Raw genomic sequence first — 13,198 nt, forward strand, 5'->3', positions numbered from 1 at the left:
CACCCCACCTCATATACCACTGAATTCATTGGCTTTTTCTCACCTCCCGCCCACACCTCACCTCCCGCCGCCCGCGCTGCCCGGCACGGCGTCGGCACATGCCTCCGCTATAATCGACCGCCTCACACAGTGGCCGCTCGCCTGCACGGGCACGGTCCGTACTACCCGTCGAACTCTCACGATCATGCAAACTCCCAGCGATTCGCCCGACACCGGCCGCGAGACGGCATCCGCAGACCCGGTCACCGTGGGAAGCCAGCATGCTGATGCACGCATCGCAGAGCTCGAAGCGTGCGTCGCCGATCTGCAGCGAAAGCTCGCCGCCGCTGAAACGCGCGCGCAATCAAGCGCGAACAAACAATCCATCATCGAACAGCTCTCGGCTGATCTCGCCGCCGTTCACGCGTCGGCATCGTGGCGCATCACAGCGCCGTTGCGCGCCGGCGTCAATGTGGCGCGTCGCGCCGTACACTCGACCCGCTCCGTCTCTGCCCATCTGCGCGCGCGCGGCGGCCTCGTGACCGCACTGCGCCACTACTATGCGATATGGCGCAAAGAGGGCGTGCAGGGCATCCGCCGTCGCGCCAACCGGATTCTCGCGCGCGATACGTTCGAGGATAGCCCAGAGGTCTACGCGCGCTGGATCGCGCAATACGACACCATCGACGAAGGCAAGCGCATCGCGCTGCGGGCAGCCGTCGCGAAATTGGCGCGCCGCCCCCTAATCTCGATCGTCGTGCCGACCTACAACAGCGACATCGCACTGCTGCGCGAGATGATCGAATCCGTACGTGCCCAGATCTACCCGCACTGGGAACTCTGCATCGCCGATGATGCATCCACGATCGATGCGGTGCGCACCACCCTTGCCGATTACGCATCGCACGACGCCCGTATCAAGGTCGTGCTGCGCGATCAAAATGGCCACATCGCCGAAGCCAGCAACAGCGCGCTCGCCTGTGCCTCCGGGGAGTACGTCGCGTTGCTCGATCACGACGACATCCTTCCGGAACATGCGCTCTACATGGTCGTCAAGGCGATCAACGAACATCCCGGCGCTCGCCTCTTCTACAGCGACGAAGACAAGCTGACACCGGAAGGCCAGCGTATTGCCCCGTACTTCAAGAGCGACTGGAACCCGGAGCTGTTCCTGACACAAAACCTGTTCTCCCATCTCGGCGTCTACCAGACGGCGCTCATTCGTGAGGTCGGTGGTTTCCGAACAGGCTTCGAAGGAAGCCAGGATCACGACCTTGCAATGCGTTGCATCGAAAAGGCCGGACACGATGCGGTTCACCACATACCTCACATCCTTTACCACTGGCGCGTCGTTCCCGGCAGCACAGCCGCCTCCGGTGCAGAAAAGCCATACGCGCTAACCGCCGGCATTCGCGCCGTCGAAGCACACCTGCAACGCATCGGCGTCAAGGCGACCGTCTCACAAGCCGCGAGCGACATCGGCCTCATTCGCGTGTGCTACGCAATGCCAACACCCGCGCCGCTCGTCTCGATCGTGATTCCCACGCGCGACGGCGTCGAACTGCTTCGGCAATGCGTCGAGAGCATTTTCGACCGCAGCACATACCCGAACTTCGAGATCATCATCGTGGATAACGGCAGCGTGAAGCCCGAAACGCTCGCGTACTTCGATTCGCTCCGTATGCGCCCGAACGTCCGCGTGCTGCGCGACGACCGCCCATTCAACTTTTCGGCGCTCAACAACGTTGCCGTCAGCCAGTCGTACGGCGAATACGTCTGCCTGCTCAACAACGATATCGAGGTCATCACGTCCAGCTGGCTCGAGGAGATGGTGTCGCTCGCCGCGCAGCCCGGCAACGGCGCCATCGGCGCCTGCCTGTGGTACCCGAACGATACGCTCCAGCATGGCGGCGTGATGCTGGGTGTCGGCGGCGTGGCGGGCCACATCCACGCCCGGTTGCCACGCGGAGCATTCGGTTACTTCGGCAGAGCCGTGTCCACGCAGAACGTGTCGGCCGTCACGGCTGCCTGCCTGCTGATTCGCCGGTCGATCTACGACGAAGTGCACGGACTCGACGAGGAACTCGCTGTTGCCTTCAATGACGTCGATTTCTGCATTCGCGTACGCAATGCCGGCTATCGCAATGTCTGGACACCCCACGCCGAGCTGTACCATCACGAATCCGCAACCCGTGGCACCGATCTTTCGCCGGAGAAGGCCCAACGTTTCCGGCGAGAAATCCTCTTCATGGAACAACGCTGGGGCACGGCACTGTGTAACGATCCCGCCTACAACCCCAACCTCACGCTCGATGCGTCGAAGCATGCCTTTGCACTTGCCGACGAGCCCCGCATCGGCCAATTCGATTGACCCGCGCCCGCGTCGTTCGGCATTCTCACAATTCGTTACAGCATCCCCATCCGGCCGGCCAACCCGTGCCGGATACCACGCAGCGCCATCGTCAAATGCGCACGCGCGTCCGGTGCATACAACGCGTAGATGATCAGCCGAACGGGAAGTTTGACCAGCTCCGTCGACTTCCACGTCCACGGGACATACCTCCGCTTCAGCAACGCCACTGCATTGCGAAAGAGATAGTAGTGACGCACCGGGCTGTGCATCGGATAACTGCGCCCCAACGCACGAATCGGCTCTTCACCCAGCTCATGCTGCATCCTCAACCACGGTATGCCGACCACGCGGTAGCCGCGTGAGCGCGCGCGGATGCACCACTCGGTGTCAACGAAATCGATGAACAGTGAATCGTCCATGCGGCCCACGTCGCCCCAGCACCCCAGATTCACACACGATCCAGATGTAATAAGGAAGTCCACATCGATCGGCTCGTTGCCTAACGGTGCGATGCGCTTCAGGCGAAAATAGCCGAATCGCACAAACGGCGCCACGCCCCGTAGCCGGGCATCTTCATAGGCTGGCCCAACCACGGCAACCGCCTCGCGCCGCGCAACGCATTCGCTCGTCACACGCACTAGCTCACGCACCAGCCCTTCGGTTGGCTCGCTATCCTGATCGAACAGCAGCGCGTACTTGCGCCCCTCTGCAATCAGCCGCTCCAGTCCCTGATTCAACGCCGTCGCAATGCCGACGTTACGCATATTCGCCAGATAGCCGATGCGCGCATCAAGTATCCGTTCAACCTCCGGCGAATGGGCTTCCGCCGGCGTGTTGTCCACAACGATGCAGCGGCACAGTTTCGCGATTCGATTGGCGCGCTCGATGCAGGCGCGGTCCGGGTTGTAGAAGACCACAACTGCTCCGACTTCGTCGGGACCGATACCGCTCAACATACGCCACCGAAACACAGATCGAGCGCATCACTCCAGTCCGGTGGCGTGATACCGAATACCTCGGTCAGCTTCGACGTATCCAATTGCGAATTCGCGGGACGCTTGGCTGGCAGCGGATACTCAGCCGCCGGGATAGGCACGATACGCGGCGTCGATGCCAAATCCGCTCGCTGGAAGATCGCTTCAGCGAATCCGGCCCACGATGTGCTGCCGGTCGCCGTCAGGTGATACACGCCGCTTCGCGGCGCCGCCCATTCGTGCAACTCGCCCGATCCGCCCACGCCCTGCGCCAATACGTGCGCGGTCAGGGTCGCAACGGTTGCCGACCAGGTCGGCACGCCGACTTGATCGGCAACCACGCGCAACTCAGGCCGCTGCTCGGCAAGACGCAGCATCGTCAGCAGGAAGTTCTTGCCCCGCCGCCCATACACCCAGCTCGTACGAAAAATGAAGTGCGCGCAGTCCACGGCCGCGATTGCCTGCTCGCCTTCGAGCTTAGTCGCACCATATACGCTCTGCGGCCCGGTCGCATCGCCCTCGACATACGGCGTGGCCTTGTTGCCGTCGAACACGTAGTCGGTCGAGTAATGGACGAACAGCGCTCCCATTCGCTTTGCCTCTTCGGCAAGGACAGCGGGCGCTTCGGCATTGATCTGCCGCGCCGTCACGGCATCCGTTTCCGCCTGATCAACCGCAGTATAAGCGGCCGGGTTGACGATGATCGACGGACGCACTTCGCGCACGAGCGTCCGAATCGCATCGGGACGTCGTAGATCGAGTGCATTACGGTCGACCGCGACCACGTGCCCGAGGCCCTGCAACGTGCGCAGCAGTTCGAAACCGACCTGACCGTTGACTCCGGTGACGAGAATCGTTCGATTACCGTTTGCGGCAACCATCATTCGCCCCTCTGTATCGGGTCACGCATATACCTCGGCATCGATAAGGCGCTTGCCTGCTGCGTCTTTCGCAGCCACTACAGGCTCGCCGTCTATCGGCCACGCGATTCCGATATCCGGATCGTTCCAGACGATGCTGCGCTCATGCTCGGGAAACCAGTAGTCGGTCGTCTTGTAGAGAAATTGCGCCGATTCGGACAGCACGACGAACCCGTGCGCGAATCCGGGCGGCACCCAGAGTTGCCGGTAGTTGTCGGCAGACAGATTCACGCCGGTCCATCGACCGAAATTCGGCGAACTGCGGCGCAAGTCGACCACGACATCGAAAACCTCACCCTCGACTACGCGGACGAGCTTGCCCTGCGCATGCTGAATCTGATAGTGCAGGCCACGAAGTACGTCCTTCGCCGAACGCGAATGATTGTCCTGCACGAATTCGACACCGGGTGCGACAAGTTCGGCGAACTCACGCGCGTTGAAACTCTCGTAGAAGTATCCGCGTGCGTCGCCGAATACCTTCGGCTCGATGATTTTGACTTCCGGCAATGCCGTTGTCGTTACCTGGATGGCCATGCGACTTGGTCAGAGAGAATGTTCTGAAGATAGCGCCCGTAGCTGTTTTTCGACAACGGCGCGGCGAGCTTGCACAGTTGATCGGCGTCGATCCACTTCCTGCGAAAGGCAATCTCTTCCGGGCAAGCGACGACGAGCCCCTGGCGCTTTTGCAGCGTCGCAATGAACGACGCCGCATCGATCAGGGAGTCGTGCGTGCCGGTGTCGAGCCACGCATAGCCGCGCCCCATGATCTCGACATCGAGCGCTCCGTCAGTCAGATAGCGCGAGTTCACGTCGGTAATCTCGAGTTCGCCACGAGCAGACGGTTTGATGTCCGCGGCGATATCGCACACACGATTGTCGTAGAAATACAGGCCCGTCACCGCGTAATTCGAGCGCGGTTTGGTCGGCTTTTCTTCGATCGACAGTGCACGAAAATTTCGATCGAATTCCACCACACCGTAGCGCTCGGGATCGTGTACGTGATACGCAAATACCGTCGCGCCTGCCTCTTTCTCGTTCGCCCGATCGAGTTGTTTCGCCAGGTCGTGCCCGTAGAAGATGTTGTCGCCGAGAATCAGTGCCGAAGGATCGTTGCCGACGAATTCCTTGCCGATGATGAACGCCTGCGCGAGCCCGTCGGGCGACGGCTGCACCGCGTACTGGATGTTCATCCCCCACTGGCTGCCGTCGCCGAGCATCGACTCGAAGCGCGGCGTGTCCTGCGGCGTCGAGATGATCAGGACATCGCGGATGCCGGCGACCATCAGTGTGGACAGCGGATAGTAGATCATCGGCTTGTCGTACACCGGCAGCAATTGCTTCGAGACGACGTGCGTGATCGGGTACAGCCGCGTGCCAGAACCGCCCGCGAGGATGATGCCTTTGCGTGCCATCGCGTTTCTCCTCAGGCGCGTTTCGCGTAGTTGGTCTCGACCCACTTGCGGTATTCGCCCGATGCAACCTCGTCGACCCAGACCTGGTTGTCGAGATACCAGTCGACCGTCTTCGCCAAGCCGGTCTCAAACGTTTCTGCAGGCTTCCAGCCGAGCTCGCGTTCGAGCTTGCGTGCATCGATCGCGTAGCGGCGATCGTGACCGGGACGGTCCGTCACGTAGGTGATCTGGTCACGATAGGAGCCGGCCGCCTTTGGGCGCGCCTTGTCGAGCAGGTCGCAAAGCGTATGCACGACTTCGAGGTTCTTCTTCTCGTTCCAGCCGCCGACGTTGTACGTCTCGCCCGGCACGCCGCGCGCGAGCACTTCGCGGATCGCGCTGCAGTGGTCGCCGACGTACAGCCAGTCGCGCACATTCTGGCCATCGCCGTACACCGGCAGCGGCTTGCCTGCGAGCGCATTCGCGATCATCAGCGGGATCAGCTTTTCCGGGAACTGGTACGGGCCGTAGTTGTTCGAACAGTTCGTCGTCAACACCGGCAGGCCGTACGTATGGTGGTACGCACGCACCAGATGGTCGGAACCCGCCTTCGTCGCGGAATACGGGCTGTTCGGCGCGTACGGCGTCGTCTCCGAAAACTGCGGGTCGGTGGCCGACAGCGAACCGAACACCTCGTCGGTCGACACGTGCAGGAAGCGGAACGCAGCCTTGTCGGCATCGTTCAGGCCGTTCCAGTACTGACGGGTAGCCTCGAGCAGCGTGAACGTGCCGACAACGTTGGTCTGCACGAAATCCGCGGGGCCGTGGATCGAGCGATCGACGTGGCTTTCCGCGGCGAAGTGCAGCACCGCGCGGGGCTTGTGTTCGGCCAGGAGTGCGTCGAGTGCGTCACGGTCGCAAATGTCGACGCGCGCAAACACGTGCTTCGGGTTTCCGTCCAGCGACTGCAGCGTGCGCAGGTTCCCGGCGTACGTCAGCTTGTCAACGTTGAGCACGGCTTCGTCGGAGGCGCGCAGCCAGTCGAGTACAAAATTGGCACCGATAAAACCCGCGCCGCCCGTAACCAGGATCATGAGGCTCCCTCAAGTAATTCGCGGCGAATGCCCTCATGGGCCTCGCAGCATTAGATTCTCAAATGCGAGTAGCTGATGACCGCTACGTCAAACCGGGAATTTTAACCGGTCGACATGGTCTCCAAAGTCATGAAATGCTAATTTTGTTGGGGAGAACGATAATTATAGAGAGCAGGGACGCGCAAAAGCCATGTTGCTAACAACTTGATACAGCGCTCCGAGCCGTTCCCGCGCGTGAAATTTCATGCCAAATTATCCTTATTTACGCAAAGGAAATTGCGAAAAAATGCCCCACACAAACCATTCTCGCGCCCAACCGACGCGTGCATCCTCTACTACGCGATGACCCCGCCCCCCATCGCCATCGGCGACATCCAAGGCTGTCACACCGCTTTCCAGTCGCTGCTCGACAAGCTCTCGCCCCCCGCCGACACGCCGCTCTGGATCGCCGGCGACATCGTCAACCGCGGCCCCGGCTCCCTCGCCGCACTGCGTGCGCTCGTCGACCTCGGCCCGCGCGCGACCGTCGTGCTCGGCAATCACGACCTCCACCTGCTCGCGGTTTCCGCCGGGCTGCGCACCGAACGCCCGGGCGACACCATCGGCGAGATCCTAGATGCGCCCGACGCCGACGCGCTGCTCGACTGGGTCCGCCACCGCCCGTTCGTGCATGCGGAGCACGGAATGCTGCTCGTGCACGCGGGCGTGCTGCCGCAATGGGACGCCACGCTCGTGCTCGAGCTCGCGGACGAGCTCCAGCGCGCGCTCCGTGCGCCCGACTGGCGCGACACGCTGCAAGACCTGTACGGCAACGAGCCGAATCAATGGAGTCCGGACCTGAAAAAACGCGACCGGATGCGCGTCGCGTTCAACGCGTTCACGCGCCTGCGCTTCTGCACGCCCGACGGCACGATGGAGTTCAAGGCGAACGGCGGCCCCGACAGCGCGCCGCCCGGCTACCTGCCGTGGTTCGACGTGCCCGGGCGCCGCACCGAGGACGTGACGGTCGTGTTCGGGCACTGGGCCGCGCTCGGCCTGATGCTGCGCGACAACGTCGTCGCGCTCGATTCGGGATGCGTATGGGGAAACCAGTTGTCGGCCGTGCGGCTCACGGCCGATCCGGCGCAGCGCACGGTCACGCAGGTGCAGTGCGAAGCGTGCCGCTCGCCGGGCGGCGAGTGACGGCACGCTGATTGGCCGGCCCCGGCCGGGCGGCGCGTCAGCCCTCGCGCCCCGGCACGGGCGCGTCGGTCGTCGCCTCGCCCGCCGCACCGGCACCGAGTTCGGTCGCCGGATACGCATGCTTCTGCAATTCGGCGAGCGACTCGGCCGTCGGCTTGCCGACCTTCTCCTGCAGCGTCGCCAGTGCAGCGGCGATCGCGTCGCGCGCCGCCGCGGACGTCGCGCGACGGTCGCCACCCGGCGCGATCGGTTCGCACACGTACAGATGCGCGACGAGCGGGCCGCCGCGCAGCACCATGTCGAGCGACTTGCCGAGTGACAGGTCGCCCGTGTAGGCCGGCGCGACCGACTGTCGCCCGCTCGCGTCCTCGTACATCAGGCAGATCGGCTGCACCGCGCAGCCGGCCGAGACCGCGGCCTGGAACAGGTTCGCATGGAACGGCAGCAGCTCCTGGCCATCGGACGTCGTCCCTTCCGGAAACACGCACATCAGCCCGCCGGTGCGCAGGCGCTCGGCCATCTCGTGCATGATCCGCATCGCCTCGGTGCGCTTCTCGCGCTGCAGGAACACGGTGTCGAGCTTCTCGGCGAGCCAGCCGACGACCGGCCATTGCCGCACCTCGGCCTTCGACACGAACGGCGTCGGCCGCCACGCGTTGACCGCGTAGATGTCGAGCCACGACACGTGGTTGCCGACGACGAGCGCGCTCGCGTCGAGCCGCGCGCCGTCGTTGTGGACGACGAGGCGCATCCCGCAGATCCGCAGCATCTTGATCGACCAGCGGCGCGTCATCTCGGCGCGGCGCGCGGGCGTGACATGCGAAAAACGCAGCGCGACGATCACCATGCCGCGCAACAGGTGAAAGACGAGACGCAGCTTGCGAAAGGCGATCATGGCGAAGGTCCGGCGAGGTTCAGTGGCGCTCGAACGCGACCTGCCCGGCCACGAGCGTGGTACGCACGGTGGCCGGCAGTTCGTAGCCGAGGAACGGCGAGTTGTGGCCCTGGCTCTTCAGCGCACGCGGCTCGACGCGCCAGTGCGCGCGCGGATCGAACACGCACAGGTCGGCCGCGCCGCCTTCGGCGAGGCGGCCCGCCGGCAGTTGCAGCACGTCGGCCGGCGCGGACGTGATGCGGCGCAGCGCCTGCGCGAGCGGCGTGCGCGTCTCGTCCGCCCACTTCAGCGTCAGCGACAGCAGCAGTTCGAGCCCCGTCGCGCCCGGCGTCGCTTCGCCGAACGGCAGCAGCTTCTCGTCGTCGTCGACCGGCGTGTGATCCGAGCAGATCGCGTCGATCGTGCCGTCGGCGAGCGCCACGCGGATCGCTTCGCGATCGCGCTCGCTGCGCAGCGGCGGGTCGAGCCGGAACTGCGAATCGAAGTAGCCGATGTCGACGTCGATCAGGTGGACGTGGTTCACGCCGACGTCGCAGGTCACGGGCAGCCCTTCCGCCTTCGCCGCGCGCACGAGCGCGAGGCCGGCCGCCGACGACAACCGCGCGAGGTGCACGCGTGCGCCCGTCACGCGCATCAGTTCGAAAATGGTGTGCAGCGCGATCGTCTCGGCCGCGACCGGCACGCCGGACAGCCCGAGCCGCGACGCAAGCGCGCCGCTCGCGGCCACGCCGCCGCGGCCGATGAACGCGTCGAGCGGACGCAGCCACGTCGTGTAGCCATAGGTGCTCGCGTACTGCAGCGCGCGCAGCAGCACCTGCGTGTCGCGCACCGGCACGTTGGCGTGCGTGAAGCCGACACAGCCGGATTCCGTCAGCGCGACCATCTCGGTGATCACCTCGCCCTTGAGGCCGACCGTCAGCGCGCCGAGCGGATGCACGTTCGCCTGGTGGAGGTTGCGCGCACGGAACTTGAGCATTTCGACGAGGCCCGGCTCGTCGAGCACGGGATCGGTGTCCGGCGGGCACACGAGGGTCGTGACGCCGCCCGCGACGGCCGCGGCCATCTCGGACGCGAGCGTCGCCTTGTGTTCGTAGCCGGGCTCGCGCAGCCGCGCGCACAGGTCGACGAGGCCGGGCGCGACGACCAGGCCCGACGCGTCGATCGTCTTGTCCGCGTTGAAACCGGCGGGCGCGCTGCCCAGCGCGGCGATCTTGCCGTCCGCGACGAATACGTCGGCCTGCCCTTCGGTACCGGCGACCGGGTCGATCAGCGTGCCGCCTTTGATATGAATCTTCATGCGCTGTCTGTGAATGCGTTGATTGCGTTGAATGCCTGAACGAGGAGGCGCGAAAGCGGGCTCAGTCGCTGTTGCCGGCGACGATGCCCATCACCGCCATCCGCACCGCGATGCCGAACGTGACCTGGTTGAGGATCACCGACTGCGGCCCGTCGGCGACCTGCGAATCGATCTCGACGCCGCGGTTCATCGGCCCCGGGTGCATCACGATCGCGTCGGGCGCGGCGAGCGCGAGGCGCTCGGGCGTCAGGCCCCACGTCTTGAAATACTCCTGCGCGGACGGCAGCAGCGCGCCGCTCATCCGTTCGTTCTGCAGGCGCAGCATGATGATCACGTCGACGCCCTTCAGCCCTTCGTCGAGGTTGTGGAACACCTTCACGCCCATCTGTTCGAGGCCGCCCGGCAGCAGCGTGCGCGGGCCGATCGCGCGCACTTCCGGCACGCCGAGCGTGGTCAGCGCGTGGATGTCGGAGCGCGCGACGCGCGAATGCAGGATGTCGCCGACGATCGCCACGCGCAGCTTCGTGAAGTCGCGCTTGTAGTGACGGATCGTGTACATGTCGAGCAGGCCCTGCGTCGGGTGCGCGTGGCGCCCGTCGCCGGCGTTGATCACGTGCACGTGCGGCGCGCAGTGCTCGGCGATCAGGTACGGCGCGCCGCTCGACGCGTGCCGCACGACGAACAGGTCGGCATGCATCGCCGACAGGTTGTTGATCGTGTCGAGCAGCGATTCTCCCTTGCTCGTCGACGACGCGTTGATGTTCAGGTTCAGCACGTCGGCCGACAGGCGCGTCGCGGCGATCTCGAAGGTCGTGCGCGTGCGCGTCGAGTTCTCGAAGAACAGGTTGAACACGGACTTGCCGCGCAGCAGCGGCACCTTCTTCACCTCGCGGTCCGTCACGCTGACGAACTGCTCGGCCGTATCGAGGATGTGATTGACGATCGAGCGCGGCAGGCCCTCGATCGACAGCAGATGCTTCAGCTCGCCGTTTTTCGTGAGCTGCGGGTTGCCCTTCAGGAACCCGTAGCGAAACCGGTCGGGGCTCGCGGCCGCCGCGGGATTGCCGGTGCGGCCAGTGGTGTCGGTGGTCATGGTGTGCGTGATTCCAACTATGCAAACGGGCCGCGGTGCAAACCAGCGGCCCGGGATACGGTTCGCGTGTCGTTCAGGCGCCGTGCGACTCGCTCTGGGCCTCGATACGCAGCGTGAATCGCGCATCGTCGCGCGCGAGCACGAGCGTCGCGTCAGCCGGCACGTCGAGCGCGCCGCCCGCGAAGCGCGCAGCGACCGGCAGCTCGCGGCCGCCGCGATCGGCCAGCACGGCGAGCTCGACCGCGGCCGGACGGCCGTAGTCGAACAGCTCGTTGAGCGCCGCACGCACGGTGCGCCCGGTGTACAGCACGTCGTCGACGAGCACGATGCGCGCGCCGTCGATCTCGAACGGCAGCGACGTCGGGCTGGCCTGGCTGTGCAGCCCCTTCTTCGCGTAGTCGTCGCGATGCAGCGCGACGTTGACGACGCCGAACGCCGGTGCGCCGAGATCGCGTGCGAGGCGCTCGGCGAGCCACGCGCCGCCGCTGTGAATGCCGGCGAGCCGCGGGCCGCCCGGTGCGGCGAACGTCGTGCCGTACGCGGCGCGGATCTGGTCGAGCAGGACGCGGTAAAGCGCCTCGGCGTCAATGGTGCTCATGGTCGGACAATTGATCGAGATACTGTTGAAGGATGACGCGCGCGGCTTCGGCATCGAGCATGTCGGTGCGTGCGCGGCCGCGCACGTTGCGCTCGCGCAGTCCGGCCTCGGCCTCGACCGACGAATAGCGCTCGTCGACCCACGTGACGGGCAGCCCGAAGCGGCCGTTCAGCTGGTTGCCGAAGCGCTTCGCCTGCTGCGTCATGTCGTGCGGCGTGCCGTCCGGATGCATCGGCAGGCCCACGACGAGCGCGTCCGGCCGCCATTCGGCCAGCAGGTCGCCGACCGCCTTGAAGCGGTGTTCGCGGTTCAAATTCTGGATCACGACGAGCGCGCGGGCCGAGCGCGTCAGTGCGTTGCCGATCGCGACGCCGATCCGTTTTTCGCCGTAGTCGAACGCCAGGAGCGTCGCATCGCGCGCGCTCGCGCCACTCATGCGTGCCCTGCTTCGCCGGACAGCATCGACGAGCTGACGCCGAGCAGGCCGAGCGCGGCTTCGAAGCGCTCCTCGGCCGGCGTGTCGAACACGATGCGCGGATCGGCGGCGACCGTCAGCCAGCCGTTGCGGGAAATTTCTTCCTCGAGCTGCCCTGCCCCCCAGCCTGCATGGCCGAGCGTCAGCAGGAAGCGCTTCGGGCCGGTGCCCGTCGCGACCGCCTCGAGCACGTCCTTCGACGTCGTCATCTCGAGCCCGCCGTCGACGGACATCGACGAGTTGTAGCTCGCGCCCTCGACCGGCTCGTGCAGCACGAAGCCGCGCTCGGTCTGGACCGGGCCGCCGAAGTACACGGGAATGTGCAGCAGCGGCTCGATGTCGAGCTTCAGGTCGATGCGGTTGAACAGCGATTCGAGGTCGATGTCGGTAGGACGATTGATGACGAGGCCGAGCGCACCGCGCTCGCTGTGATCGCAAAGATAGACCACCGTTCCCGAGAACGTCGGATCGGCCATGTTGGGCATGGCGATCAGGAACTGGTTGGTGAGATTGATGCGATCGGAAGGCTTTGACATGGTTTGAATTTTAGCAAAGACGCCGCGACCTGACCGGGCCGCGATCAACAAGCAACGCCGCGCCACGCTGGCAACGGCGCGCGCGGATCACACGGCACTCTAACACGCGCGCGGGCGCTGTCGGCAGCGTGTTGCAGGCCCGCGCGACAAGGGCCGCCGTCGCGTGTCCGTCCCCTTGTTCGTCAGGTCCGGCCGAGCGCCGTACCGAGCGCTGCGGACGCCGCGGTGAGGTCCGGCGGCGCGACGCCGGCCGCGATCTTCAGGAGCGCCGCGCGCAGCATGTCGGACGCGTGGCGGTGCGCGTCGAGGCCGCCGTCGGCGAGCGGCACGCCGTGCGCCGCGCGGCGCCACGCCAGGCCGAGCGTGTCGGCGAGCAGCGCCGCGTGGCCGAGCCCGAGCGCGCATGCGGCC

The 13,198-nt window shown here is 65.2% G+C and carries 13 protein-coding genes and 1 pseudogene; 2 read left to right on the plus strand and 12 right to left on the minus strand.

Annotation, left to right across the window (positions count from 1 at the left end):
• Positions 1-184 precede the first annotated feature (184 nt).
• Entirely contained in the window at positions 185-2,350 is a 2,166-nt protein-coding gene (locus MMB92_RS10515; RefSeq protein ID WP_080465478.1) for a glycosyltransferase family 2 protein, read from the plus strand.
• 35 nt (positions 2,351-2,385) lie between these two features.
• Here MMB92_RS10515 and MMB92_RS10520 read toward each other — a convergent pair whose 3' ends face one another.
• The 5 genes from MMB92_RS10520 to rfbB are packed head-to-tail and all read right to left on the minus strand — an operon-like array spanning position 2,386 to position 6,711.
• Positions 2,386-3,288 carry a glycosyltransferase family 2 protein gene (locus tag MMB92_RS10520; RefSeq protein ID WP_062884050.1) on the minus strand — a complete coding sequence of 301 codons (903 nt, stop codon included), beginning with the start codon at positions 3,286-3,288 and terminating at the stop codon, positions 2,386-2,388.
• Positions 3,282-4,187, minus strand: coding sequence for a dTDP-4-dehydrorhamnose reductase (gene rfbD, locus MMB92_RS10525; RefSeq protein WP_062884728.1), 906 nt, complete (start codon positions 4,185-4,187; stop codon positions 3,282-3,284). Before rfbD ends, MMB92_RS10520 begins: the two co-directional genes overlap by 7 nt.
• 21 nt (positions 4,188-4,208) lie before the next feature.
• Positions 4,209-4,760, minus strand: a complete 552-nt coding sequence (gene rfbC, locus MMB92_RS10530; RefSeq protein ID WP_062884051.1) for a dTDP-4-dehydrorhamnose 3,5-epimerase — start codon at positions 4,758-4,760, stop codon at positions 4,209-4,211.
• Positions 4,745-5,638 (minus strand): glucose-1-phosphate thymidylyltransferase RfbA, encoded by an 894-nt coding sequence (rfbA, locus tag MMB92_RS10535; protein ID WP_062884052.1) that lies wholly within the window; start codon positions 5,636-5,638, stop codon positions 4,745-4,747. Before rfbA ends, rfbC begins: the two co-directional genes overlap by 16 nt.
• A gap of 11 nt (positions 5,639-5,649) precedes the next feature.
• Positions 5,650-6,711: a dTDP-glucose 4,6-dehydratase gene (rfbB, locus tag MMB92_RS10540; RefSeq protein WP_062884053.1), complete on the minus strand. Its 1,062-nt coding sequence runs from the start codon at positions 6,709-6,711 to the stop codon at positions 5,650-5,652.
• A 342-nt stretch (positions 6,712-7,053) separates the two neighbouring features.
• Between rfbB and MMB92_RS10545 the strand changes: the two genes are divergently transcribed.
• The gene (locus MMB92_RS10545; RefSeq protein WP_212268321.1) at positions 7,054-7,893 is read left to right on the plus strand and encodes a symmetrical bis(5'-nucleosyl)-tetraphosphatase; all 840 of its coding nucleotides are present in this window, start codon (positions 7,054-7,056) and stop codon (positions 7,891-7,893) included.
• A gap of 37 nt (positions 7,894-7,930) precedes the next feature.
• On the opposite strand, the gene MMB92_RS10550 is transcribed toward MMB92_RS10545, so the two are convergent.
• From MMB92_RS10550 to MMB92_RS10580, 7 genes and pseudogenes are all read right to left on the minus strand, one after another.
• The gene (locus MMB92_RS10550) at positions 7,931-8,788 is read right to left on the minus strand and encodes a lysophospholipid acyltransferase family protein (RefSeq protein WP_006485105.1); all 858 of its coding nucleotides are present in this window, start codon (positions 8,786-8,788) and stop codon (positions 7,931-7,933) included.
• A gap of 19 nt (positions 8,789-8,807) precedes the next feature.
• Complete coding sequence (locus MMB92_RS10555; protein ID WP_006485101.1) at positions 8,808-10,085, minus strand: dihydroorotase; 1,278 nt, start codon at positions 10,083-10,085, stop codon at positions 8,808-8,810.
• Between the two features lie 61 nt (positions 10,086-10,146).
• Entirely contained in the window at positions 10,147-11,178 is a 1,032-nt protein-coding gene (locus MMB92_RS10560) for an aspartate carbamoyltransferase catalytic subunit (protein ID WP_006476735.1), read from the minus strand.
• A gap of 73 nt (positions 11,179-11,251) precedes the next feature.
• Entirely contained in the window at positions 11,252-11,776 is a 525-nt protein-coding gene (pyrR, locus tag MMB92_RS10565; protein ID WP_006493013.1) for a bifunctional pyr operon transcriptional regulator/uracil phosphoribosyltransferase PyrR, read from the minus strand.
• Positions 11,763-12,212: a Holliday junction resolvase RuvX gene (ruvX, locus tag MMB92_RS10570; protein WP_006476737.1), complete on the minus strand. Its 450-nt coding sequence runs from the start codon at positions 12,210-12,212 to the stop codon at positions 11,763-11,765. Before ruvX ends, pyrR begins: the two co-directional genes overlap by 14 nt.
• Positions 12,209-12,787: a YqgE/AlgH family protein gene (locus tag MMB92_RS10575; protein ID WP_006491354.1), complete on the minus strand. Its 579-nt coding sequence runs from the start codon at positions 12,785-12,787 to the stop codon at positions 12,209-12,211. Before MMB92_RS10575 ends, ruvX begins: the two co-directional genes overlap by 4 nt.
• 182 nt (positions 12,788-12,969) lie before the next feature.
• A pseudogene (locus tag MMB92_RS10580) lies at positions 12,970-13,198 on the minus strand (hypothetical protein); the annotation flags it as partial.

The sequence above is a fragment of the Burkholderia sp. IO2 genome (assembly GCF_029522185.1).
Taxonomy (GTDB): Bacteria; Pseudomonadota; Gammaproteobacteria; order Burkholderiales; family Burkholderiaceae; genus Burkholderia; species Burkholderia cenocepacia.

Bases quoted from the DNA above. Each gene is read 5' to 3' on its own strand.
- MMB92_RS10545 (WP_212268321.1), top strand. From the start codon at position 7,054: ATGACCCCGCCCCCCATCGCCATCGGCGACATCCAAGGCTGTCACACC.
- MMB92_RS10575 (WP_006491354.1), bottom strand. From the start codon at position 12,787: ATGTCAAAGCCTTCCGATCGCATCAATCTCACCAACCAGTTCCTGATC.
- pyrR (WP_006493013.1), bottom strand. From the start codon at position 11,776: ATGAGCACCATTGACGCCGAGGCGCTTTACCGCGTCCTGCTCGACCAG.
- MMB92_RS10555 (WP_006485101.1), bottom strand. From the start codon at position 10,085: ATGAAGATTCATATCAAAGGCGGCACGCTGATCGACCCGGTCGCCGGT.
- rfbB (WP_062884053.1), bottom strand. From the start codon at position 6,711: ATGATCCTGGTTACGGGCGGCGCGGGTTTTATCGGTGCCAATTTTGTA.
- MMB92_RS10560 (WP_006476735.1), bottom strand. From the start codon at position 11,178: ATGACCACCGACACCACTGGCCGCACCGGCAATCCCGCGGCGGCCGCG.
- rfbC (WP_062884051.1), bottom strand. From the start codon at position 4,760: ATGGCCATCCAGGTAACGACAACGGCATTGCCGGAAGTCAAAATCATC.
- ruvX (WP_006476737.1), bottom strand. From the start codon at position 12,212: ATGAGTGGCGCGAGCGCGCGCGATGCGACGCTCCTGGCGTTCGACTAC.
- MMB92_RS10515 (WP_080465478.1), top strand. From the start codon at position 185: ATGCAAACTCCCAGCGATTCGCCCGACACCGGCCGCGAGACGGCATCC.
- MMB92_RS10520 (WP_062884050.1), bottom strand. From the start codon at position 3,288: ATGTTGAGCGGTATCGGTCCCGACGAAGTCGGAGCAGTTGTGGTCTTC.
- MMB92_RS10550 (WP_006485105.1), bottom strand. From the start codon at position 8,788: ATGATCGCCTTTCGCAAGCTGCGTCTCGTCTTTCACCTGTTGCGCGGC.
- rfbD (WP_062884728.1), bottom strand. From the start codon at position 4,187: ATGGTTGCCGCAAACGGTAATCGAACGATTCTCGTCACCGGAGTCAAC.
- rfbA (WP_062884052.1), bottom strand. From the start codon at position 5,638: ATGGCACGCAAAGGCATCATCCTCGCGGGCGGTTCTGGCACGCGGCTG.